General features: G+C 72.6%; 20 protein-coding genes, 1 pseudogene and 2 other annotated features. Of the genes and pseudogenes, 14 read left to right on the plus strand and 7 right to left on the minus strand.

The window, feature by feature from the left end; all coding sequences use genetic code 11:
* Window positions 1–320 precede the first annotated feature (320 nt).
* Window positions 321–1,715, plus strand: coding sequence for an ATP-binding protein (locus MMSR116_RS30560; protein WP_158169266.1), 1,395 nt, complete (start codon window positions 321–323; stop codon window positions 1,713–1,715).
* A gap of 22 nt (window positions 1,716–1,737) precedes the next feature.
* On the opposite strand, the gene MMSR116_RS30565 is transcribed toward MMSR116_RS30560, so the two are convergent.
* Entirely contained in the window at window positions 1,738–2,043 is a 306-nt protein-coding gene (locus tag MMSR116_RS30565) for a hypothetical protein (protein WP_158169268.1), read from the minus strand.
* A 177-nt stretch (window positions 2,044–2,220) separates the two neighbouring features.
* On the opposite strand from MMSR116_RS30565, the gene MMSR116_RS30570 reads away from it, so the two are divergent.
* Both MMSR116_RS30570 and MMSR116_RS30575 read left to right on the plus strand, forming a co-directional pair.
* Entirely contained in the window at window positions 2,221–2,412 is a 192-nt protein-coding gene (locus MMSR116_RS30570) for a hypothetical protein (RefSeq protein ID WP_158169270.1), read from the plus strand.
* 23 nt (window positions 2,413–2,435) lie between these two features.
* Window positions 2,436–3,617, plus strand: coding sequence for a pyridoxal phosphate-dependent aminotransferase (locus MMSR116_RS30575; RefSeq protein WP_158169272.1), 1,182 nt, complete (start codon window positions 2,436–2,438; stop codon window positions 3,615–3,617).
* A 446-nt stretch (window positions 3,618–4,063) separates the two neighbouring features.
* On the opposite strand, the gene MMSR116_RS30580 is transcribed toward MMSR116_RS30575, so the two are convergent.
* Complete coding sequence (locus tag MMSR116_RS30580; RefSeq protein WP_010687395.1) at window positions 4,064–4,477, minus strand: DUF4864 domain-containing protein; 414 nt, start codon at window positions 4,475–4,477, stop codon at window positions 4,064–4,066.
* Between the two features lie 382 nt (window positions 4,478–4,859).
* Between MMSR116_RS30580 and rutA the strand changes: the two genes are divergently transcribed.
* The 4 genes from rutA to rutD all read left to right on the plus strand — a co-directional run bounded on the left by rutA (window position 4,860) and on the right by rutD (window position 7,995).
* Window positions 4,860–5,951 (plus strand): pyrimidine utilization protein A, encoded by a 1,092-nt coding sequence (rutA, locus tag MMSR116_RS30585; RefSeq protein ID WP_039894901.1) that lies wholly within the window; start codon window positions 4,860–4,862, stop codon window positions 5,949–5,951.
* Window positions 5,951–6,712, plus strand: coding sequence for a pyrimidine utilization protein B (gene rutB / locus MMSR116_RS30590; RefSeq protein WP_010687393.1), 762 nt, complete (start codon window positions 5,951–5,953; stop codon window positions 6,710–6,712). Before rutA ends, rutB begins: the two co-directional genes overlap by 1 nt.
* Before the next feature lie 117 nt (window positions 6,713–6,829).
* Window positions 6,830–7,216 (plus strand): pyrimidine utilization protein C, encoded by a 387-nt coding sequence (rutC, locus tag MMSR116_RS30595; protein ID WP_010687392.1) that lies wholly within the window; start codon window positions 6,830–6,832, stop codon window positions 7,214–7,216.
* Window positions 7,213–7,995: a pyrimidine utilization protein D gene (rutD, locus tag MMSR116_RS30600; protein WP_191991984.1), complete on the plus strand. Its 783-nt coding sequence runs from the start codon at window positions 7,213–7,215 to the stop codon at window positions 7,993–7,995. Before rutC ends, rutD begins: the two co-directional genes overlap by 4 nt.
* Window positions 7,996–8,019: 24 nt before the next feature.
* Here rutD and MMSR116_RS30605 read toward each other — a convergent pair whose 3' ends face one another.
* From MMSR116_RS30605 to MMSR116_RS32140, 5 genes are read right to left on the minus strand one after another with little or no spacing between them, the layout of a single operon-like run.
* Entirely contained in the window at window positions 8,020–8,964 is a 945-nt protein-coding gene (locus tag MMSR116_RS30605) for a hypothetical protein (RefSeq protein ID WP_010687390.1), read from the minus strand.
* Window positions 8,961–9,911 (minus strand): glycosyltransferase family 2 protein, encoded by a 951-nt coding sequence (locus MMSR116_RS30610; RefSeq protein WP_010687389.1) that lies wholly within the window; start codon window positions 9,909–9,911, stop codon window positions 8,961–8,963. Before MMSR116_RS30610 ends, MMSR116_RS30605 begins: the two co-directional genes overlap by 4 nt.
* Complete coding sequence (locus MMSR116_RS30615; protein ID WP_051072320.1) at window positions 9,908–10,831, minus strand: glycosyltransferase family 2 protein; 924 nt, start codon at window positions 10,829–10,831, stop codon at window positions 9,908–9,910. The genes MMSR116_RS30610 and MMSR116_RS30615 overlap by 4 nt, the downstream gene beginning before the upstream one ends.
* 12 nt (window positions 10,832–10,843) lie before the next feature.
* Window positions 10,844–11,476 (minus strand): PadR family transcriptional regulator, encoded by a 633-nt coding sequence (locus MMSR116_RS30620; RefSeq protein ID WP_010687387.1) that lies wholly within the window; start codon window positions 11,474–11,476, stop codon window positions 10,844–10,846.
* 46 nt (window positions 11,477–11,522) lie between these two features.
* Window positions 11,523–13,421, minus strand: a complete 1,899-nt coding sequence (locus tag MMSR116_RS32140; protein WP_244625568.1) for a hypothetical protein — start codon at window positions 13,419–13,421, stop codon at window positions 11,523–11,525.
* 180 nt (window positions 13,422–13,601) lie between these two features.
* Between MMSR116_RS32140 and MMSR116_RS32145 the strand changes: the two are divergent.
* From MMSR116_RS32145 to MMSR116_RS30655, 7 genes and pseudogenes are all read left to right on the plus strand, one after another.
* Window positions 13,602–13,937 (plus strand): annotated as a pseudogene (locus tag MMSR116_RS32145) (glycosyltransferase family 2 protein); the annotation flags it as partial.
* Window positions 13,938–14,200: 263 nt separating this feature from the next.
* Window positions 14,201–14,448, minus strand: a sequence feature (23S ribosomal RNA rRNA prediction is too short).
* 20 nt (window positions 14,449–14,468) lie between these two features.
* Window positions 14,469–14,571: a sequence feature (23S ribosomal RNA rRNA prediction is too short), on the minus strand.
* A gap of 361 nt (window positions 14,572–14,932) precedes the next feature.
* Window positions 14,933–16,345 (plus strand): threonine synthase, encoded by a 1,413-nt coding sequence (thrC, locus tag MMSR116_RS30630; protein WP_010687051.1) that lies wholly within the window; start codon window positions 14,933–14,935, stop codon window positions 16,343–16,345.
* A 7-nt stretch (window positions 16,346–16,352) separates the two neighbouring features.
* Window positions 16,353–17,648, plus strand: a complete 1,296-nt coding sequence (locus tag MMSR116_RS30635; protein WP_010687050.1) for a M16 family metallopeptidase — start codon at window positions 16,353–16,355, stop codon at window positions 17,646–17,648.
* 403 nt (window positions 17,649–18,051) lie between these two features.
* On the plus strand, window positions 18,052–20,928 hold the full coding sequence (locus MMSR116_RS30640; protein ID WP_432419922.1) for an EAL domain-containing protein: 2,877 nt from the start codon (window positions 18,052–18,054) through the stop codon (window positions 20,926–20,928).
* 77 nt (window positions 20,929–21,005) lie between these two features.
* Window positions 21,006–21,419, plus strand: a complete 414-nt coding sequence (locus tag MMSR116_RS30645; RefSeq protein WP_010687048.1) for a globin family protein — start codon at window positions 21,006–21,008, stop codon at window positions 21,417–21,419.
* A 97-nt stretch (window positions 21,420–21,516) separates the two neighbouring features.
* Complete coding sequence (locus tag MMSR116_RS30650; protein ID WP_039894764.1) at window positions 21,517–21,882, plus strand: hypothetical protein; 366 nt, start codon at window positions 21,517–21,519, stop codon at window positions 21,880–21,882.
* Between the two features lie 13 nt (window positions 21,883–21,895).
* The gene (locus MMSR116_RS30655; protein WP_039894742.1) at window positions 21,896–22,834 is read left to right on the plus strand and encodes a ferredoxin--NAD(+) reductase; all 939 of its coding nucleotides are present in this window, start codon (window positions 21,896–21,898) and stop codon (window positions 22,832–22,834) included.
* The last annotated feature ends 103 nt before the right edge of the window (window positions 22,835–22,937 follow it).

Here is a 22,937-nt window from a genome sequence, read left to right on the forward strand (position 1 = left end):
GGAGTCCCTAACCGGCTGTTGCGTCTTTGCGAGCGCAGCGAAGCGACCCAGGGCAGCGCGAGATCGGCGAGTGTGGCGCCTCTGGATCGCTTCGCTATGCTCGCAAAGACGGGGGGCGACGATCACCGCGAGGCTTGACCGTGCCGAGATCAGCGGCTGCGTCGCGCCCCGGCCGGCTGCCTTGGCCGATCCAAGGCGCGATGCGATAACGGACGGGCACCCGCATCCGCTCGGACCATGCCGGCTTACGACGAACGGACCCCTCGCCAACGGATCTGCCACCGCTTCCGCGGGCCGGATCGGCGCGGGTCAGCCATCCCATGAACGCCCCCGATCCCGTCCTCGCGCGGGCGTTGCGGAAGGATCCGCCGCGCTCGGGACCTCACCGGCTGTGGAAGCGCGTCAGCCGGGCGATCGGCGACGTGCTGCCCAAAGGCCTCTATGCCCGGTCGCTGATCATCATCATCGCGCCCGTGGTGCTGCTGCAGTCGGTGATCGCCTACACCTTCATGGAGCGGCACTGGCAGCTCGTCACCAAGCGCCTTTCGGCGGCGGTGACCGCGGACGTCGCCGCACTGATCGACATCTACGAGAGCTATCCGCAGGACAAGGACGCCGATACCCTCTCGCGCATCGCGGGCGAGCGACTGAACCTCGACCTCGACATCCTGAAGGGCGCCAAGCTGCCGCCCCCGGGGCCGCGCCCGTTCTTCTCGATCCTGGACGAGGCTCTCTCGGACGAGATCCAGCGTCAGATCCGCCGACCGTTCTGGATCGACACGGTCGGCCGCTCGAACCTGATCGAGATCCGCGTCGCGATCCCCGACGGCGTGATGCGCATCACCGCCCGGCGCAGCCAGGCCTACGCGTCGAACTCGCACATCTTCCTCGTCTGGATGATCGGCTCCTCGCTGGTGCTCCTCGGCGTCGCGATCCTGTTCCTGCGCAATCAGATCAAGCCGATCCTGCGGCTCGCCGCCGTGGCGGAGGGGTTCGGAAAGGGCCGCGAGATCGAATTCCGGCCCCGCGGCGCCCGCGAGGTCCGGCAGGCCGGCCACGCCTTCATCGAGATGAAGCGGCGCATCGAGCGGGCCATGGAGCAGCGCACGACGATGCTGAACGGCGTCAGCCACGACCTGCGCACCATCCTCACCCGCTTCCGCCTGTCGCTCGCCCTGTTCGAGCAGACCAGCGAGATCGAGGATCTCAGCCGGGACGTCGACGAGATGAGCCGGATGCTGGAGGGCTACCTCGCCTTCGCCCGCGGCGATTCCGCCGAGCCGGCGACGCCCACGGACATGCGCGCCCTGCTGGAGGATCTGCGCACCGACGTCGAGCGCCTGGGCGCGCACGTCTCCGCGGTCGACCTTGCCGGGGCGCCGGAGGTGACCGTGCGTCCGGGGGCGTTCCGGCGCTGCCTGTTCAATCTCGCCGCCAACGCCGCGCGCCACGGCGAGACCGTGGCGATCTCCGGCCGGCTCGAGGCCCGCGCCTTCTTCGTCTCCATCGACGATGACGGCCCCGGCATCCCGGCCGAGAGCCGTGAGGAGGTGTTCAAGCCGTTCGTGCGCCTCGACGATGCCCGCCAGGATGCCGGCGGCTCGGGCCTTGGGCTGGCGATCGCCCGCGACATTGCCCGCGCCCATGGCGGCGACATCGCCCTGCACGACAGCCCGCTGGGCGGCTTGCGGGCGACGGTGCGGGTGCCGGCCTGAGGGCAGACGCCGCGCTTCCGTCCTAGGCGTCGCTCGGCCGGCGCAGCCGCGTGAACTCGGCCTGGACGTTGCGGATGAGGTGATCGAGGCTCGCCTCGTCGAGGCCGGCGGCCCCGAGCCGCTTGCGCAGGGCGGCCTCATCGTTCCAGGCATAGCCCGCATCGTACGGCAGATGGCGCCGCAGCAGCGGGCTCACGACGCTCTCGCGCCGGTAGGCAGGATGCCGCAGGAGCTTGCCGATGTGCAGGGCGAGCCTGTCGATGCTGGACGGGCCGCTGCTGGAGTTGCCAGCATCTTTGCCTCCCGACGTGACCGATGTTCGGCGCATACCTGTCGACCCTCCCGATAAAGCAGTATCTCGCCAAATGATTGCGCATCAGTGAGCGGGATGCCGATCCGGCGAAAAACTGCGGCCGGCGGGGTCCCAACCTTCGCGGCAGGGTGATATGCAGGCCCGCTGCCTTGAGAGCCGCGGACGCCCGCGTGCCGGATCTGAGTGTCGACCATGAACCCGCTCGTCCCCCTCTTCATCCTGATTTCGCTGCCGCTCGCGGCGATCGGTCTCGTGCTCTACACCGACACGGGCATCGAGCCGGCTTTGTTCTACGCGTCGGTGAAGACCTTCGTGATCCTGGGCGCCGTCGCGGTGGCGATGTCGGTCGGCGCTATGAAGCTCGCCGAGCGGACCAAGCACTAACTGTCCACGTCCCGGAGGGCGCGATGCTGCACGTGGTCCCGGCCTTCTCCCGCATTGGCGAGGAGAACGCCTTCGCGGTGCTGGCCCGCGCCCAGGCCCTGGCGTCCCAGGGCCGGGACGTGATCAACCTCGGCATCGGCCAGCCCGATATGCCGACGCCCGGCCACGTGGTCGAGGCCGGCATCAAGGCCCTGCGGGACGGTCATCACGGCTACACGCCGGCCGTGGGAATCCCGCCGCTGCGCGAGGCCGTGGCCCGCGACATCCATCGTCGCCACGGCGTGGAGGTCTCGCCGGATTCCGTGATGATCGTGCCGGGCGGCAAGGTCACCATGTTCATGGCGATCCTGATGTTCGGTGCGCCCGGGACCGAGATCCTGTATCCGGATCCCGGATTTCCGATCTACCGCTCGATGATCGAGTTCACCGGCGCGACCCCGGTCCCGGTGCCGATCCGCGAGGAGAACGGCTTCGCCTTCTCGGCGGCCGAGACCCTGGCGCTGATCACGCCGAAGACGCGGCTGCTGATCGTCAACTCGCCGGCCAATCCCACGGGCGGCGTGACCCCGAAGGCCGAGATCGACGCTCTGGTGAAGGGTCTGGCCGAGCACCCGGACGTGGCGGTGCTGTCGGACGAGATCTACGGCACCATGACGTATGACGGCGAGGCCCACCACTCGCTCCTGAAGTACGAGGAGATCCGCGACCGGCTGGTCTATCTCGACGGCGCCTCCAAGACCTACGCGATGACCGGCTGGCGGCTCGGCTGGTCGGTCTGGCCCAAGCCGCTCTACGAGGCGGCGCGCAAGCTCGCGGTCAACGCGCATTCCTGCGTCAACGCCTCGACGCAGTGGGCCGGCATCGCGGCGCTCGACGGCCCGCAGGATTGCGTGGCCGAGATGGTCGCTGAGTTCGACCGGCGGCGGGCGATCGTGGTGGACGGGCTGAACGCCCTGCCGGACGTGTCCTGCATCGCGCCGAAAGGGGCGTTCTACGCCTTCCCCAACATGTCGCGGACAGGCCGGAAGGCGAAGGTTCTGGCTTCCACCCTGCTGGAGGAGGCGGGCGTGGCGGTGATCGGCGGCCCGGATTTCGGCGTCCACGGCGAGGGCTACATCCGCCTCTCCTACGCCAACTCGGCGGAGAACATCCGCCGCGCGCTGGAGCGGATGGGCACGTTCCTCAGCGAGCGCAAGCCGGGCTGAACCGGCTCAGGATCGACGGACTGGCTTCCGCGCCTCCTCCCTCCCTGTACTGCGGGCTACGATATTCACGCAGCGCGCTGGCCCTGGGCACTCTCCTCCCCCTTGCGGGGAGGAGTTGGAGGTGGGGGTGGTGCAGGATCAAGCGTGGTCGTGCCTTCTGCCACANGGCGCGCCCCGCCTCCGCCGCCCGGCGGCCCCCGGCGCGGTCCCGGCCCCGACGGCCCCCGCCGCCCCGCCGCCGTCGAAGGGCGCGCATGTCGTCCTCGAGCGCGGCGACGCGCGGATCGACCTGAAATGCGCCGACGACGATTCGACGAAGGCCTGCGCCGACATCGCGCTGCAGTTCGTCGACAAGCTCGCCACGCTGCGGCCCGAGGCCCGGTAGCGCGATGCGCCCGCCGCCGTCGCGGCGGGGACGCGCCCGCCGCGACAGCGGCGGGCGCCCCTCAGGCGCTGGTGCCCGGCGCCTTGGTCAGGCGGCAGCCGGTGATGCGCCACTGCCCGTCCGGATCCTGGGCGAGGCTGTACTCGGCGGTCCAGTCGACGCCGTACTCGTCCTGGATCTGCACCGACTGGACCACGCCCGCGCCGTCCGTGTCCCGCGCCTCGCCGAACACGAAGCTGCGGTGGCGGTAGACCGGACGGTACTGGTTGCGGACCATGCCGATGAACAGGTCGGCGTTGGGGAACAGCGCCCGGATCCCCGGCGCGGCCTGCTCGTAGGCGGTCTGCGCGTCGTCGCGGCCGAGCGCCTGCTCCTGCTTGGCGATCACCGCCCGGGCCGCCGCGCGTCCGGCCTCGTCGGCCGCCGCCGGTCCCGCGAGGCCGAGGACCAGGAGGAGGGCGGGCCACGCGCGCATCGACGTCACTCCGGCAGGATCGAACCGAGATCAATCCTCACCCTGTCGAAATGGTCGCCGGCTCAGCGAAAGCAATCCTCCGCTGAATTCCCGCGCAGGCGCTCGGCGCGTGACCGCTGGGCCGGTCCGTTCCGGCGACGCGCACGGGTTGAGCACGGATCGCGCTCCAGTTGTGCAAGTCGCTGGAAAGATGAGCATTTTCGCGCCGATCCGGCGCCGCGGGTTTGACCCCCCGGCCTGGGTTTGCGACCGTCCGGCAACCGAGTCGGCTCCGCGGGGGCGGGAGCGGCCGGGCGGAGCGCAGATGATGACGCAGTTCGAGTCGAGTCCGCAGACGTCCGCCGGGGAGGCGCAGGCCGAGGCGCCCGCCGAGAAGCCCACCATGAGCGTCGGCGTGTTCATCCCGATCGGCAACAACGGCTGGCTGATCTCGGAGAACGCCCCGCAGTATCGCCCGAGCTTCGAACTCAACAAGCAGATCACCCTGAAGGCCGAGGGCTACGGGCTCGACTTCGCCCTGTCGATGATCAAGCTGCGGGGCTTCGGCGGCAGGACCGAGTTCTGGGACCACAACCTCGAATCCTTCACCCTGATGGCGGGGCTCGCCGCCGTCACCAGCCGGATCAAGCTGTTCGCCACCGCGGCGACCCTGTGCCTGCCGCCCGCCATCGTCGCCCGCATGGCGGCGACCATCGACTCGATCGCCCCGGGGCGCTTCGGCGTGAACCTCGTCACCGGCTGGCAGAAGCCGGAATACGACCAGATGGGCCTCTGGCCCGGCGACGCGCATTTCGCCAACCGATACGACTATTTGGCCGAGTATGCTCAGGTTCTGCGCGACCTGTGGGAGACGGGCGCCAGCGACCGCAAGGGCACGTATTTCCAGATGAACGACTGCCGGCTCAGCCCCCGGCCGCAGGCGCCCGTGAAGATCATCTGCGCCGGCCAGAGCGGGGCGGGGCTCGCCTTCACGGCGCAGTACGCCGACTACAATTTCTGCCTGGGGAAAGGGCTCAACACGCCGACCGCCTTCGCCCCCGTGGTGGAGAAGCTCGCGGAGGCCCGCGCCGGGACCGGGCGGCGCGTGACCTGCTACGCCCTGTTCATGATCATCGCCGACGAGACCGACGCCGCCGCGCTGGCCACCTGGGAGCATTACCGGGCGGGGGCCGACGCGGAGGCGATCGCGTGGCTCGGCCTCCAGGGGGCGGCCGACACCCGGTCGGGCGGCGACACCAACGTGCGCCAGCTCGCCGACCCGGCCGCGGCGGTGAACCTCAACATGGGCACGCTGATCGGCAGCTACGAAAGCGTTGCGGGGATGCTCGACACGATCATGGCGATCGACGGGGTGGAGGGGGTGCTGCTGGTGTTCGACGACTTCCTCAACGGGCTCGACGCCTTCGGGATGCGGATCCAGCCGCTGATGCGCACCCGCCGGCACGTCACCGCGCCGCTCGCCGAGGTCGCCTGATGGACGCCCCCGCCGGCTACCGCGATCCCCGGGGCCGCCACGGCGGCGTCGTCCTGCCCGCCCGGCCCGAGCCGATCGCCTTCGACCCCGCCGCCACGGTGCTGATCGTGGTGGACATGCAGAACGCCTACGCGAGCGCGGGGGGCTACCTCGACCTCGCGGGGTTCGACGTGTCGGGCACCGGGCCGGTGATCGCGCGGATCGCCCGGGCGGTGGCGGCGGCCCGGGCGGCCGGGATCCGGATCCTGTGGTTCCAGAACGGCTGGGACCCGGGCTACGCGGAGGCGGGCGGGCCAGGCTCGCCGAACTGGCACAAATCCAACGCTCTCAAAACGATGCGGCGGAATCCTCAAGCGAACGCGCAGCTCCTGGCCAAGGGCTCGTGGGACTACGCCCTGGTGGACGCCCTGAGGCCCGAGCCCGGCGACATCGTCCTGGGCAAGCCACGCTACAGCGGCTTCTACAACACGCCCCTCGACAGCATGCTGCGCGCGCGGGGGATCACCACGCTGGTCTTCACCGGAATCGCCACCAACGTCTGCGTGGAATCGACCCTGCGGGACGGGTTCCACCGGGAATACTTCGGGATCGTCCTGGCCGACGCGACCCATCAGGCCGGGCCGGAGAGCCTGCACCACGGGGCGCTGTCCAACATCGAGACCTTCTTCGGCTGGGTCTCGGACGTGTCCGCCTTCGAGGCGGCGCTCGTCGCAGGCCCGCACGCGGCGGTTGATGCCGCCGGCTTCGATATGGCCGAATAAGTGCATCCCGCACCCGGCCGGTCACCGGCAGGGTGCACGAACGCCGCCGCGACGCGGCGCCTCCCGCGCGGCCTGCCCGGCCCGGCCGACAGGTCGAACGGGAGAGGCACTGAGGGCATGCCGAAGCAGGTCGTGATACCGCCGGGGACCGGCAAGCCGCTGGCCCCCTACGTGCCGGGCACGCTGGCCGACGGGGTGCTGTACGTCTCGGGCACGCTGCCGCTGGATGCGGACGCCAACGTCGTCCATGTCGGCGACGCGGCAGCCCAGACCCGCCACGTGCTGGAGACCATCAAGGGCGTCGTCGCGGCCGCGGGCGGCACGATGGACGACGTCACCTTCAACCACGTCTTCCTGGCGGACTGGGCCGACTACGCGGCGATCAACGCCGTCTACGCCGAATATTTTCCGGGCGACAAGCCGGCGCGCTACTGCATCCAGTGCGGGCTCGTGAAGCCCGACGCCCGCGTGGAGATCGCGTCGATCGCCCATCTCGGCCGCTGATGGGCCCGCTCCATCACGCGGTGGCCGGCCCGGCCGACGGGCGGCCGGTGCTGCTCTCGCCGGGGCTCGGCGGCGCGGCGGGCTACTTCGCGCCGCAGATGTCGGCCCTGACCGGGCGGTTCCGGGTCGTCACCTACGACCATCGCGGCACCGGGCGCTCGCCCGGCCCGCTGGAGCCGGACCACGACATCCCCGCCATGGCACGGGACGCGGTGGCGGTGCTGGACGCCGCCGGGATCGGCCGGGCCGACGTGGTCGGCCACGCGCTGGGCGGCCTGATCGCCCTCCGGATGGCGCTGGACGCGCCCGACCGGGTCGGGCGGATCGTGGTGATCAACGGCTGGGACGCCCTGGACCCGGCCACGCGCCGCTGTTTCGCGGCCCGCCGGGCGATCCTGGCCGGGGGCGGGCCGGAGGCCTTCGTGCGGGCGCAGGCGATCTTCCTGTACCCGGCGCCCTGGCTGTCGGCTGAGGCCGAACGGGTCGCGGCCGACGAGGCCCACGCCCTGGCGCACTTCCCCGGCGTCGAGACCGTGCTGACGCGCATCGGCGCCCTGGAGCGCTTCCAGATCGCGGACAGCCTCGGGGCGATCGGCCACGAGACCCTGGTGATGGCCGCCCGGGACGACGTGCTGGTGCCCTACACGCGCTCGGAGCGGCTGGCGGCGGCCCTGCCCAGGGCCCGCCTCGTCCTCGCCCCGGAGGGCGGCCACGCCCACAGCGTCACCCGGCCCGATTCCTTCAACCGGGCGCTGCTGGACTTCCTCGACCGGGATTGAGGCTCGACCGGGACCGAGGGCGCCTCACGGCCGGAACGCCAGGGCCGGCAGCGCGACCGCGTCGACGGCGGCGGCCAGGACCGGAAGGAGCGCCGGCCAGCGCGGCGTCGCCGCCGTGCCGATCCGCCCCCGGGCGAAGGCCAGGACCAGCATCGGCGCGAGCGGGAGCAGGTCGCGCGGCGACAGGCCGCCGCCGGCCGGTCCGAGGGCCTGCCTCAGGACCATGAGCCACAGCCCCAGCAGGGCGCAGGCCACGAGCCAGAGCCGCTCCGCGGGCGGGGGCAGGGGGCCGCGCCGCAGGGCGAGGGGCAGCACCAGCAGCGCCGCGGCCCAGAGGCCGTAGAGGGGCCAGGGCAGCGGGACGGCCAGGGCCGGATCGGGGGCCCCGCCGGCGGGCGGCACGCCGAGGAGAACCGGTAGCACCGCCAGGACGGCGAGCGGCAGCCGGTCCCGGCAGAAGCGGGCGAGACGCCTCGGGGGCGGGAACGGCACCAGCAGCATCCCGGCGAGCGGCGCGCAGGCCGGCCGTGCCAGCACCGCGAGGGCGATCGCCAGCGCCGCCCCGGCGAGGCGCCAAGGTCGGCCGCGGCCCGTCAGCGGCCGGGGCGTGAGCAAGGCCGCGGCCAGCGCCGCCAGCCCGAGGACCGGTCCGTCCGGGCCGGACGCGGCCGCCAGCGAAGCGGGCAGGCCGAGGAGCGCGAACAGGACCTCCCGCCCGCGGTCGGCCACCGTCAGCGCGGCGAGGCCCAGGGCCAGGAAGGCGGCGATGGCCGCGCCCTGTCCGAGCCGGGCGGCGCCCGCAGGGTCGAGGCCGAGCATCGCCCCGGCCCGCAGGCCGAGGGTGCCGGGGAGGGTTGGGCCGGCCGCGTCGGGGGGAACGCGCAGCGCCAGCGCGACGCAGACCGGCAGGCCGAGGCCGAGCAGGGCGAGGCCCCAGAACCGGGCGCCCCCGGCGAAGGCCGGGCTCACGGCCGCCAGCGCGGAGCGCCGAGCAGGCCCGGCACGAGACCCGGCAGCGCCGCGGCCAGGAGGGAGGCCGCCCGCAGCACCTCCGCGGCCTCGCCCGGCGCGCGGCGGGCCAGCGCCAGGGCGAGCCGCAGGGGCACCTGCGCGCCAAAACTCGCCGCCGTGAGCGCGAGGGACGCGGCCGGCCCATGGTGCTTCCCGGCGTAGAGGATCTGGCTGCGCAGGAAGTAGAACAGCCGCCGCGCCCGCACCTGCCGGGTCGTGCCCTGGCCCTCGTGGCGGGCGACCGCCCCGGCCACGTGCCGCACGGCAAAGCCGGTCGCCCGGGCGCGGGCGCAGAGGTCGACATCCTCCCAGTAGACGAAGAAGCGCGGATCGAAGCCGCCGAGGGCGGTGAACAGGTCGCGGCGGATCATCAGGAAGGCGCCCATCACCTGATCGACGGCGCGGTCCTCGGCGTGGTCCCATTCGAGCAGGAAGTGGGGCCGGACGAGGCCCAGCCGGTCCAGCGCCAGGGCGCGCCCGAGGAGGCCGAGCGCTGTCGGGGCCCGGGCGCAGGAGCGCGCGGTCCGCCCGTCCGGATCGACGAGCCGCGCCCCGACGATGCCGGTCCGCGGATCGGCCGTCAGGGCGGCCCGGGCGATGCCCAGGGCGTCCGGCGCGACCTGGGTGTCGGGGTTGAGGAACAGGATCGCGGGGGCGTCGCCCGCGGCGGCGCCCTGGTCGCAGGCACGGCCGAAGCCGAGATTCGCGTCGTTCCGGATCAGCCGCAGCGGCCGGGGCAGGGCGGGCAGGTCCTCGGTGGAGCCGTCCGTCGAGGCGTTGTCCACCACGGTGACCTGCACGGTCCCGGCGTCCCGCGCCGCCGCGAGGCTCGCAAGGCAGGCCCGCAGCAACGCGCCACCGTTCCAGTTGACGATCACGACGTCGAGGGCAGGGCGGTCGGTCAAGGCAGATCCTTCGGGAGATCCTCGGGCGGCCCGAGGCGCCCGAGGGCGCCGTCGCGGGCGGCCGCGAGGAGCCGCAGCAGCACGGCGGGCCGGAAGCCCGCATCCGCCCAGTACAGCCCGGCCTGGAGCGGCAGGTAGGCGGCCTGGGCGAGCTTCCAGCGGCGCGGCACGTGCGGCAGGCGCCACGCGTAGACCGCGTTGCGCAGGTAGGTCGCCATCCGGAACAGGGGCTGGCGCGGCATCGCGACCCCGAAGGCCCGGATCACCCCGCCGCCGACCCGGTGCGGGATCGCGACGTCGCGGGCGACGTAGCAGCCATGACCGCAGGCCCAGGCGCGAAAGCACCATTCGAGCTCGACCCCGTCGATGAAGAAGTCGGCGCGGAACGGCCCGATCCGCGCGAAGGCGTCGAGATGGACCAGCGAGCCCGAGGTCGCCAGGAACTGCACGGGCGCGAGGGCGTCCCGCTCCGGAGCGCCGGGGCGGGGCGGGTAGGCGGGCGCCTTGTGTCCCGTCGTGGGCGCCGGGACCGGACCCACCACCGCCGCCGGGATCCCGGCGGCCCGCAGCCGGCCGAGGCCCGCCAGCAGCGCGGCGGCGAGGTTCTCCGGCGGCTCGGCATCCTGATCGAGGAGCAGGAGCGTGTCCGCCCCCGCCGCCCGGGCGGCCGCGGCGATCCGGTTGAGCGCCTCCGCGATGCCGAGGTTCCGCCCCTCCGACAGCAGGATCACGCCGGACCGGGCGAGGCGCTCCGCCGCCTCCCCCGAGAGGCCGCCGTTGTCGAAGGCGATCACCGCGGCGAACCCTGAAGCAGCCTGGGCGTGAACCCGCGCCAGCTGGTCCGGACCCGGCCGGAACAGGGTGATCCCGAGGGCGAGGCAGCCGAGCCGGGGGTCAGGCACCGGCCGCGTCCCGCGCATGATCCCGGCCCGTCACGCCCGCTCCACCGCGGCGGTCGCCGCCTCCAGGGCGGCCGTGATGGCGTCGGCCTGCTCGGCGCTCAGCGGACCGCGGGCCAGCCGCATCTGCAGGGCGAGCTTCAGACCCTCCTTGGCGCGCACGATCGAGGGCGGCGGACCGTCGCCCCGGGCGGCCTCGGCCTCTGCCATCCGGGCGAGGATCGCCTCCAGGGTCGGGCGGTTGCCGTCCAGGAACGCCTGGCCGTCCGGGGTGATCGTGTGCAGCCGCTTGGTGCCCTCCCCGGGCGTCACCGTCACGTGGCCGAGTTCCTCCAGCAGCGTGAGCGTCGGGTAGACCGTGCCGGGGCTCGGGCTGTAGGCGCCGCCGACCCGCTCCTCGATGGCCTTGATGATCTCGTAGCCGTGCCGGGGCTTCTCGGCGATCAGGTGGAGGATGACGAGGCGCAGGTCGCCGTGGGCGAAGAACCGCGCGAGGTCGCCGCGGCCGCCGCGGCCGCCGCGGCCGAACGGGCCGCGGTCACCCGGTCCGCGGCCGTGATGGCCGTGCCGCCCGCGGGGATCGGCGCCCATCGGGCCGCGGTGGGCGCGGAACCGGAAGGCCTCGAAGGGATCGGGATGGATGAAGTCCGAAGGAGAGGGATGCATGATTCGACTCGATTTCGATATGACGAAAAACTAGATATATCGAAACTCAGTCAACCGCAAGGGCGGGGCTCCGTGGCCTGTCCTTCGACGGGGAAGCCGCACCGTTCGCCGTGAGCCGGGCCGGCGGTGCAGCCCACGGTTTACGGACTTCGCCGGTTCCGTTAGTGCGACAGGGAACCAGAACCATGCCCCCCTCGCGCCGCCCTGCGCCCGATGCTGCCCGCCAGCTGCCGCCCATGAACCGATCCGCGACCCGCGCCGCGACCGCGACCGCTCTGAGAGCGGTCGATGGAGGCCATGCCCCGTGACGGCACAGGGTGAACGCGCCTTCGCAGGGTCCTAGATGCATCGCGGCTCCACCGGCACCGGCCGGGCCTCGCCCCTGATGCAGATCGCGCGTCGCGTCCGTCGCCTCGGCGATCCGCTGGCCAAGCGAGCGGCCCTGCACCGCTTCTGGGCCGGCACGGAGGCGGCGGACGGCCCCGACCTCGAAGGGCGCCTCGCCGCCGCGCTGGCGCCGTACTTCGACGCGGACTTCTACGCGAGCTGGTACGGCATCACGGCCGATCCGGTGCGCGACTACCTCGTCCACGGCTGGCGCGAGGGCCGCGACCCGCGCCCGGACTTCTCGTCCGCCGCCTACCTCACCGAGCACCCCCACCTGGCCCCGGCCGGCATCAACCCCTTCCTCCACGCGCTCGCGCGACACCGCCGCAAGGGGACGTCCACCGGGGAGGGCACCGCCTATCCCCTGGCCCCGCGCGACACGGCCCAGGTCGAGCGCCTCGCCCGCCGCCTCGTCGACGGCGCCTTCTACCTTGCGGGCAACCCCGACATCGCCGCAGCCGGCGTCGACCCGGCCGACCACTACATGGCGTCGGGCTGGCGCGAGGGCCGCGAGCCCGCACCGCAGTTCGACACCCTGGCCTACTGCCTCACCCGCGGCCTCACCTTCGCCACCCAGAACCCGCTGGTGCACTACGTCCTGCACGGCGGACCCGCCCGGCCGGACCCGGCCGAAGCGCTGGCGCTGCGGCTCGGGACGCTCGCGCCCCACTTCGACGCCGCCCACTACCGGCGGGGCCTCGCCGAGCCCCAGGCCGAGGCGCTGGCCGGCGCCTCGGACGACGCGCTGCTGCGCCACTACGTGACCGAAGGCTGGCGGGCGCGGGTCAGCCCGCGGCCGGACTTCGACCCGACCGGCTTCGTGCAGGCGCGGGCCGGCAGCCGGGCGGTGGCGGACGACCCGTTCTTCCGCCACGTCGCCGAGGCGCGGCTCACCGGGGCGGAGCCGTTTGCCGGGCCGCAGCGTCTGAACCTGCCGGCGGTGGACGAGGCGTGGTACCGGGCGACCTACCCGGATGTCGGCGGGATGGCGCCGTACCTGCACTTTGCCGGCGCGGGCTGGCGGGAGCTGCGCGACCCGGGGCCGGGCCGCTCGACGCTCGCCGCGCTGCTGCGGGTCTGCGGGTTGCGGCCGGCGCGGGCGCCCGTCGCGGACACGGGCTGGCTGGGGGCGATCGGCCGGGAGGCCGTGGACCGGGAGGCGCTGCTCGCCCTGCAGGCGCGGCTTGTGGCGGGGGCGTTCGACCACGGCTTCTACCGGGCGCGCTACGGGCTCTCCGAGGAGGCCGACGCGGTGCGCGACTACTGTGACACCGGCTGGAGGAAGGGCCGCAACCCCAGGCCGGATTTCGACGGGCAGGCCTATCTCGACGCGCATCCCGGGGTGCGCGAGACCGGCTTGGCGCCCCTGGTGCACTTCCTGGCCACGGCGCTCCTGCACGGCACCGACATCACGGCCGGCGCCTTTCACCCGCGCTACGGCGAACCGGATTCGCGGGAGGCGGCGCTCGCCGAAGAGGCCCGGGAGATCGAACCCTTCTTCGACGCCGCCTTCTACGCCAAGCGCAACCCCGACGCCGCCCACGCCCCGCTCGCCCATTTCGTCGCCTACGGGCAGCACGAGGGTCGGGACCCGAGCAAGGCCTTCTCGACTCGGTTCTATCGTCGCGCCTACGGCCACCTGTTCGCCCCGGGCGAGTCGCCGTTCCTGCACTACGTGCGCACCGGCCGGGACGCCGGGCTGATGGCCGCCCCCGAGGATCTCGGCGCCTACCCGCCCATGACGGCCCCCGCGCCGCAGGACTGGGACGGCCTGCCCCAGGCGCTCCCCATCGCCGACGCCCGCGTGCTGGTCATCGTCCCCGTCTACAAGGGACGCGGCGAGACCCTGCGCGCCATCCACGCCTGCCTCTCGGCCCCCCAGGCGACACCCTTCGCCCTGCTCGCCGTCAACGACCGATCCCCCGACCCGCAGCTCTCAGCAGACCTCGCAGACCTCGCCCGCCGCGGCCTGTTCCACCTCGTCGAGAACGAGCACAACCTCGGCTTCGTCCGCTCGGTCAACCGCGCGCTCGGCCTGCGCCAGGGCCGCGCCGTCGTCCTGCTCAACTCCGACGCCCAGGTCCACGGCGACTGGCTCGACCGCCTCGTCGCCCACGCGGAAGCTGAGGACGCCCGCCCGCCCGTGGCCAGCGTCACGCCTTTGTCCAACAACGCCACGATCTGCAGCTATCCGCGCTTCAACGCCAACAACACCATGCCGCTCGAGATCGAACGGCCCGAGCTCGACCGCCTGGCCGCGCAGACCAACCCCGGCCAGGCCGTGCCCGTGCCCACGGCGTCGGCTTCTGCATGCTCACACGGGAGCGATCAAGCCTGTCGGGCGATTAGTACCGGTCGGCTCAACGCGTCGCCGCGCTTGCACCCCCGGCCTATCGACGTGGTCGTCTTCCACGGCCCTCAAGGGAGGTCTCGTTTTAAGGGGGGTTTCCCGCTTAGATGCCTTCAGCGGTTATCCCGTCCGTACATAGCTATGCTGCACTGCCGCTGGCGCGACAACAGCTCCACCAGAGGTACGTTCATCCCGGTCCTCTCGTACTAGGGACAAAGCCTCTCAAACCTCCTACACCCACGGCAGATAGGGACCGAACTGTCTCACGACGTTCTGAACCCAGCTCACGTACCACTTTAATCGGCGAACAGCCGAACCCTTGGTTCGCGCCGCGGCTAAACCGGTAGGGACGAGCCAAGCGACCGCCAAATGGGGGATGTGGGCGGTCTCGGCGATGGGCGTGGGTGGCGTCGCCTTCCACGCCTACGGCGTCGCCCGGATGATGGGCAGGGCCGCGACGCCCGCGAGGGCGATGATTCGGGTCATGTCGGCTCTCTCTTGAGGATCGTCCGCCCCGCCGGCGGATGTGCCGCGGGGCGGACAGGCCGATATCCGCGGCGGTCGAACCGGCCCTGAACCGCCGCGTTCAGCCCCGGTTAAAGCCGGGCCCGCGCTCCGGACAGACCGGCCGCGCGGCACGGGAGGCTCGCGGGAGGCGCCCGCCTTTCGACAGGTCCGCCGGCATCGTGTAGAGGGAGCGCCTTCCCTCGGAGGACCCTGTGCTCCACGTCTCGACTCGCGGCGAGGCCGCGCCGCTCTCGTTCTCGGATGCGCTCCTGGCGGGCCTCGCCCGCGACGGCGGGCTCTACGTGCCGCAGACCTGGCCGCAGATCGGCCGCCCGGAGATCGCCGCCCTGGCGGGCCGGCCCTACGCGGAGGCCGCCAAGCGGGTGCTGCGCCCGCTGATCGACGGTGACATCGCCGGCCCCGACCTCGACCGGATGATCGAGGCCGCCTACGCGACGTTCCGCCACCCGGCGGTCTGCCCGCTGACCCAGCTCGACGACAACCTGTTCCTGCTGGAGCTCTTCCACGGGCCGACGCTCGCCTTCAAGGACGTGGCGATGCAGCTGCTCGGGCGGCTGATGGACCACGTGCTGGCCGCGCGCGGCGCCCGCGCCACCATCGTGGGCGCGACCTCGGGCGACACCGGCTCGGCGGCGGTCGAGGCCTTCGGCGGGCTCGAACGCGTCGACGTGTTCATCCTCTACCCGCACGGGCGGGTCTCGGAGGTGCAGCGGCGGCAGATGACCTCGGTGCCGGCGCAGAACGTCCACGCGCTGGCCGTCGACGGCACGTTCGACGATTGCCAGAACCTCGTCAAAGCCCTGTTCCAGCACGCCGACTTCGCCGATTCCGTGCGCCTGTCGGGGGTCAACTCGATCAACTGGGCCCGGGTGGCGGCGCAGGCCGTGTACTACTTCACCAGCGCGGTGGCGCTGGGCTCGCCGCACCGGCCGGTCTCCTTCGCGGTGCCGACCGGAAATTTCGGCGACGTGCTCGCCGGCTGGGTCGCCAAGCAGATGGGCCTGCCGGTCGGGCGGCTGATGATCGGCACCAACGCCAACGACATCCTGGTGCGCACCCTGGAGCACGGCGCCTACGCGCTGCGCGGCGTGGTGCCCACCACCTCACCCTCCATGGACATCCAGATTTCTTCGAACTTCGAGCGGCTGCTGTTCGAGGCGCTGGGGCGCGACGCCTCCGCCCTGTCGCGGCTGATGGCCGGGCTGAAGCAGTCCGGCGGGTTCTCGCTGAGCCCCGAGGTTCTCGCCACGGTCCGCTCCGAATTCGACGCCGTCGCGGTGCCGGAGCCCGACGTGATGGAAGAGATCGCCCTGACCCAGGCCGCCACCGGCGTGGTGCTCGATCCCCACAGCGCCATCGGCGTGCGGGCCGGGCGGCGGCTCCTGGAGCAGGATCCGGCGACCCCCGTGGTGGCGCTCGGCACCGCGCATCCCGCAAAATTCCCGGACGCGGTCGCCAAGGCCACGGGCGGCCTGCGCCCGCCCCTGCCCCCGCACCTCGCCGACCTGATGGACCGGCCGGAGCGCCTGACCCGGGTGGGGAACGACCAGGCCGCCGTGGAAAAGCTCATCCGCGAGCGCGCCCGCATCACGAGGGGCGCGTGAGCCGGCGATGAACCAGCATTTCTCCACGCACGCCGCCTCGCCGTCGCTGCGGACCACGCGGCTCGACAACGGCGTCACGGTGGTGACCGAGCCGATGCCGGGCGTCGCCACCGCGAGCCTCGGCGTCTGGGTCGGGGCGGGCTCGCGCAACGAGCGGGCCGACGAGGCGGGGCTGTCCCACCTCATCGAGCACATGGCGTTCAAGGGCACCCGCACCCGGTCGGCGCAGAAGATCGCGGAGGAGATCGAGAATGTCGGCGGCGAGATCAACGCCGCGACCTCCACGGAGGGGACGAGCTACACCGCCCGGGTGCTCGGCGAGGATGCCGGCCTCGCCCTCGACGTGATCGGCGACATCCTGACCGATTCGGTGTTCGACGCGGGCGAGCTCGCCCGGGAGAAGGGCGTGATCCTGCAGGAATACGCCGCCGTCGAGGACACCCCCGACGACGTGGTCTACGACGCCTTCACGGAGGCCGCCTTCCCGGACCAGCCGGTCGGCCGGCCGATCCTCGGGCGGCCCGAGACGATCCGGAGCTTCGACGAGGCCGGGATCCGCGCCTACCTCGACCGGGAATACACGCCGGACCGGATCGTGGTGGCCGGCGCCGGGGCCGTGACCCACGAGGCGATCGTGGCGGCGGCCGAGCGCCATTTCGGGGGCCGGCCCGCCAGATCCGCCCCCGAGGCCGTGCCGGGCGTCTACGGCGGCGGCGAGCGGCGGATGCCGCGCAAGCTCGAGCAGGCCAACGTGGTGATCGGCCTGCCGGGCCTCTCCTTCCGGGACGAGGGCTACTACGCGCTGCACATGTTCGCGCAGGTGCTGGGCGGCGGCCTGACCTCCCGGCTCTGGCAGGAGGTGCGCGAGACCCGCGGCCTCGCCTACGAGATCCAGGCCTTCCACTGGCCGTTCTCCGATTGCGGGCTGTTCGGCATCGGCGCCGGCACCGCCGGGGCGGACCTGCCCGAGCTCGTCGACGTGACGCTGGCGGCCACCGCCCGGGCGGCCCGCGACCTCGACGCCACCGAGATCGCCCGCGCCAAGGCGCAGCTCAAGGTGTCGCTGCTCTCGGCGCTGGAGACCCCGGGCGGCCGCATCGAGCGCAACGCGCGCCAGATCCTGGCCTGGGGCCGGGTGATTCCCGCCGGGGAGGTGATCGACAAGGTGGATGCCGTCACGGTCGAGGACGTGCGGACGGCCGCCGCCGCGATGCTGCGGGGCACGCCGACGCTGGCGGCGATCGGGCCGATCCGCAAGCTGCCCGCCCTCGACCGGATCGCGGGCGCGCTCCGGGGGGCGTGAGGCCTGCCGGATCCCTCGATCTCCAACGCGCCGCACAACGCGACGAAGATCCAACCCATCTCCCTCAGCCTGAGGTGCCGAAGCGAAGCGAAGGCCTCGAAGGAGCCCTCCAGAAGGCGCTGTGATCCCTGGAAGGCTCCTTCGAGGCGGCTTCGCCGCACCTCAGGATGAGGGTGCGGGTTGGGGACTCGGAGCCGAACAGGCTCTGAGTGGCTCCTGATCATGCCCCGGAATCCCCTTCCCCGCCTCACCCAACTTGATTTGGCCGCAAAGGGGCGCGATCCGCGCTCTGTGGACCGCGCCCAGGGATCTTGCCCCAGGTTAGGCCCGCGCCTATCGATCGAGGCCGCCCGGGCGGCTGACGCCGCTTCTCGCACGGCCGGACACCCAGACACCCTTGCGCATCCTCGCCCTCCTCCTGACCCTGGTTGGCGGTCTCGTCGGTGCCCTCGCGCTCAGCGGGCCCGCCCGGGCCGTGGAGGCGGTGCGCGTCACCCTCGACGCCCCGGTGATCGACCTGACCTCGGCGATCGAGCGCTACCGCTCGGACGGCGACCTGATCCAGATCTCCACGGCGCCCGGCAAGGACGGGATCGTCCGCCGCATCGTCGTGAAGGCCCGCGATGCCGGCGCCCGGCCCGACTGGATCGTGTTCGCGCTCACCAACGACACCGACGAGCAGATCGACCGCATCCTCGTCGCCCCGCATTTCCGGCTGGTCGACTCCGGGGTGATCTGGCCCGATCTCGGCGGCTCGCGGATCGCCGCCATCACGGCGAGCCAGGGCATCCGCCCGGAGCGGGACGAGAACCCCGAGGCCGACCAGTTCACCATCACGCTCGATCCCGGCACCACCGTCACGTACGTCGCCGAATTGCGCGGCGCCAACATCCCCCAGCTCCACCTCTGGGATCAGGACGCCTACCGCCGGAAGGCCGCCGGCCTGACCCTCTACAAGGGCATCATCATCGGCATCAGCGGGCTGCTGGCGCTGTTCCTGACCATCGTGTTCGTGGTCAAGGGCGCGATCATCTTCCCCGCCGCCGCCGCGCTGGCGTGGTCGGTGCTGGCCTATGCCTGCATCGATTTCGGCTTCCTGCAGCGGGTCTTCCCGGTCACCGAACTCGCCGAGCGGGTCTACCGGGCCTCCGCCGAGGCGGTGCTCGGGGCGACGCTGCTGGTCTTCCTGTTCGCCTATCTCAACCTCGCCCGCTGGCACGTGCGCTACAGCCACGTGGCGTTCTTCTGGCTCGCTTTCCTGGCCGGCCTCGTCGGGCTCGCGGTGTTCGACCCGCCGGTGGCGGCGGGGGTGGCGCGCATCTCCATCGCGGCGGTCGCCGGCATCGGGCTGCTGCTGATCCTCTACCTCGCCGCCCATAACGGCTACGACCGGGCGATCCTGCTGGTGCCGACCTGGCTGCTGCTCGTGGTCTGGGTGACGGCGGCGGGCTTCGCGGTCACCGGCCAGATCGGCAGCGACCTCGTGCAGCCGGCGCTGATCGGCGGCCTCGTGCTGATCGTGATGCTGATCGGCTTCACGGTGCTCCAGCACGCCTTCGCGGGCGGCGGGCTGAGCCACGCCCTGGTCTCCGACACGGAGCGCCGGGCGCTGGCGCTGACCGGCGCGGGCGACGTGGTGTTCGACTGGGACGTGCCCGCCGACCGGGTCTTCGTCGGCCCGGAGATCGAGGCCCAGCTCGGCCTCGCCCGCGGCACCCTGGAGGGGCCGGCAACCAACTGGCTCGGCGCGCTCCACCCCTTCGACGTGGAGCGCTACTCGGCCGCCCTCGACACGGTGATCGAGGAGCGACGCGGCCGCATCGTCCACGATTTCCGCCTGCGCTCGGAGGCCGGCACGTTCTTCTGGTACCGGCTGAAGGCGCGGCCGGTGATCGGCGCCGACGGCGAGGTGATCCGGGTGGTCGGCACCATCGCGGACGTGACCGAGATCAAGACCGCCGAGGAGCGCCTGCTCCACGACGCCGTGCACGACAGCCTCACCGGCCTGCCGAACCGCGAATTGTTCGGCGACCGCCTCGACGCGGCCCTCGCCTTCGCCGGCCAGGACCAGCGCCTCAAGCCCACCGTGATCGTGCTCGACGTCGACCGGTTCAAGGGCATCAACGACGCGATCGGCCTCTCGGCGGGCGACTCGATCCTGCTGACCCTGTCGCGCCGCCTCGGCCGCCTGCTGCGGCCGCAGGACACGCTGGCCCGGGTGGCGGGCGACGAGTTCGCGGTGATCCTGCTCTCCGAGCGCGACCCCGACCGGATCCTGGCCTTCGCCGAGATGATCCGCCGGGCGATCGCCACGCCGATCACCTACGCGGACCGCGAGATCTTCCTGACCGTCTCGATCGGGCTCGCGCTCTACGAGGCCGGCGCCAGCCTGAAGCGCGACGAGGTGTTCAAGAGCGCCGAGATCGCCATGATCCAGGCCAAGCGCAACGGCGGCGACCGGATCGAGGTGTTCCGCGCCCACATGCGCACCGACCGCTCGGACCGGCTGATGCTCGAGAGCGACCTGCGCAAGGCGATCGAGCGCAACGAGCTGAAGGTGCTGTTCCTGCCGGTGGTGCGTCTCGAGGACCGCACCGTGGCGGGGTTCGAGACCGTGCTGCGCTGGGACCACCCGAAGCTCGGGCGCGTCCCCGCCTCGACCTTCCTGCCGCTCGCCGAGGAGAGCGGCTTCATCGTCAATCTCGGCATCTTCGCCCTGGAGCGCACCGCCCTGGAACTCGCCGCCTGGCAGCGCTCCCTGGAGGTCGAGCCGCCGATCTTCGCGGCCTGCAACCTGTCCTCGCGCCAGCTCCTGCGCCACGACCTCCTGCACGACGTGAAGACCGTGCTGGCCCGCTCCGGGGCCCTGCCCGGCTCGCTCAAGCTAGAATTCAGCGAGAGCCTCGTGATGGAGAACCCCGAATACGCCGCCCAGATGCTGGCGCGGATCCACGACCTCGGGGCCGGCCTGTGCCTGTCGGATTTCGGCACCGGCTACTCGGCCCTCTCCTATCTCCAGCGCTTCCCGTTCGACACGATCAAGGTCGACGCGACCTTCGTGCGCCAGATCGGCACCGGACAGACCGCGATCCTGCGCTCCATCGTGCGGATGGCGAGCGAACTGAATCTCGCCATCGTGGCGGAGGGCTGCGAATCGGAGGCCGACGCCCAGGCGCTCGCCGGGCTCGGCTGCGAGTACGCCCTCGGCCCCGCCTTCGGCGAGCCCATGACCCTGCTGCAGGCCCGCCAGATCGTCGGCGCGGCGCCGGAGGCGGCCTGATATTGATCTCGGTCAATTTTGCGCCGGCCAGCCACGTGTAATCAGCGAGGGACAGGTATCCTCCGGCCGGTGATGCGATGACGCCCGAACAGATCAAGCGCGTGCAGGACAGTTTCGCGAAGGTGCGGCCGATCGCCGGGACGGCGGCGGACCTGTTCTACGGCCGCCTGTTCGAGATCGCCCCGCAGGTGCGCGGCCTCTTCCCGGACGACATGACCGAGCAGAAGCAGAAGCTGATGGCGATGCTGGGGCTCGCGGTGGCCAACCTGAACCATCCGGAGACGGTCGTGCCGGCGCTCCAGGATCTCGGGCGCAAGCACATCGCGTACGGCACGCGAGCAGCCCATTACGCGCCGGTGGGGGAGGCCCTGCTGTGGACCCTGGAGCAGGGGCTGGGCCCGGACTTCACCCTGGAGGTGCGGGAGGCCTGGGTCGCGACCTACGCGCTCGTCGCCGACGTGATGAAGCAGGCGGCCGCGGAGGCGGCCTGAGCGGGCGGCGTCACCGGTCGGCTTAAGCCCCCCTTAACCATGTCCGATCAAGCTCCTGTTGATGGACGGGCGCTTCGCCCGCGACGGGGATGGTCGGATGGCCGAGGCGGCGAGGCGTAACCAGCAGGCAGGCAGCTCCGACCTCGTGCGCCGCCTGATGGCCCGGCCGGTCCGGCTGGAGCAGCAGGCCCGCACCCGCTTGCCCCCGATGGGCCGCGACCCGCGCCTTTCCGACATCGCCGGGGAGGACCACGCGGACGACCGGGACGAGGCCGAGGAGATCACCCGGCTCGAGACCGAACTCCACGTGGTGAAGGCGGTGCTCCGGGCCCAGCGTCAGGAGGTCGAGGCCCTGCGGGCGCAGCGCCAGCTCCTCACCGACTCCGCCCCGGACGACGATGTCCGCGCGACCCGGGAGCGCTGGGCGGCCCTCGTCGACACGCTCCTCGTCCGCGCCCGCTGATCCGCCGGCAGACATGCGGGGGCAGACCATGGGTGCGCGCTGCTCGCTCGTCGTGAACGGCCGGTCGGTGCGCGTCTCGACCGGCGACACGCCGCTGGAGGCGGCGCTGGCCGAAGGCATGATCGCGCCGCTGCAGGCGCAGCCCGGCAACCTGCTCGCCGGCCAGGGGAGTGCCGCGGCCTCCGGCCGCCGCCACCCGGCCCGCCGGGCCCGGGCCGAGGCCCTCCGGCCGGCCCTCCCGGGCGCCCCGATCCAGGGCCAGGAGGAGGCGGCGCCGCCGCCCGTCGCGGTCCGGAAGGGCACGGTCACGGAGATCCGCCGGCTCAGTCCCGGCATCGTCGAGGTCGTGGCGACCCTGACCCGACGTCCCACCGGAGAGCCGGGCCACCAGGCCCTCGTGACCTTCGCGGGGCTGCCCACGATGACCCTGTGCCCGACCCTGCGGGTCGACGGCGCGGCCGAGATCAACGAGGCGGTGTTCCACCTTGCCCGCGACCCCGAGGGCGACCCGCTCGACGCGCTTCGGCTCGACCAGCCGGTGCGGCTGAAGGGACCTGTCGGCCGGGGGCAGTACCGCGCCGGGGGCGGACGCCTCGTGCTGGTGGCGGCCGGGGCCGGCTTCGGGGCGATCTGGGCGATCGCCCGGGCGGCCCGCTATGTCGAGCCCGCCCGCGAGATGACGCTCGCGGTCGGGGCCCGCGACGCCCTCGACCTCTACATGCGCGAGAGCCTGGACTGGCTGCGCCGCACCGGCGTCGCCCGGATCGTGCTCTGCGCCGACCGCGGCCGCCAGCGTCCGCCGGACGTGCGCTCCGGCCCCCTGAGCGCCCATCTGCCGAGCCTGCGCGCCACCGACGTCGTCCACGTGGCCGGCGATCTCTCGACGGTCGGCGCCGTGCAGGTGCTCGCCGCCACGGTGGGCGCCCGCTGCTACCCGATCCTGCTCGATTAGAGCGCTCTCCGCGCCCGATGGCAGCGCGATCGGGTACGGTCCCGGGAATCGCCGGAACGGCCGCCGCCGGCTTTCGGCGCGAGGCTCGACCGTTGCCGCCTCG

The sequence above is a fragment of the Methylobacterium mesophilicum SR1.6/6 genome (assembly GCF_000364445.2).
Lineage (GTDB): Bacteria > Pseudomonadota > Alphaproteobacteria > Rhizobiales > Beijerinckiaceae > Methylobacterium > Methylobacterium mesophilicum_A.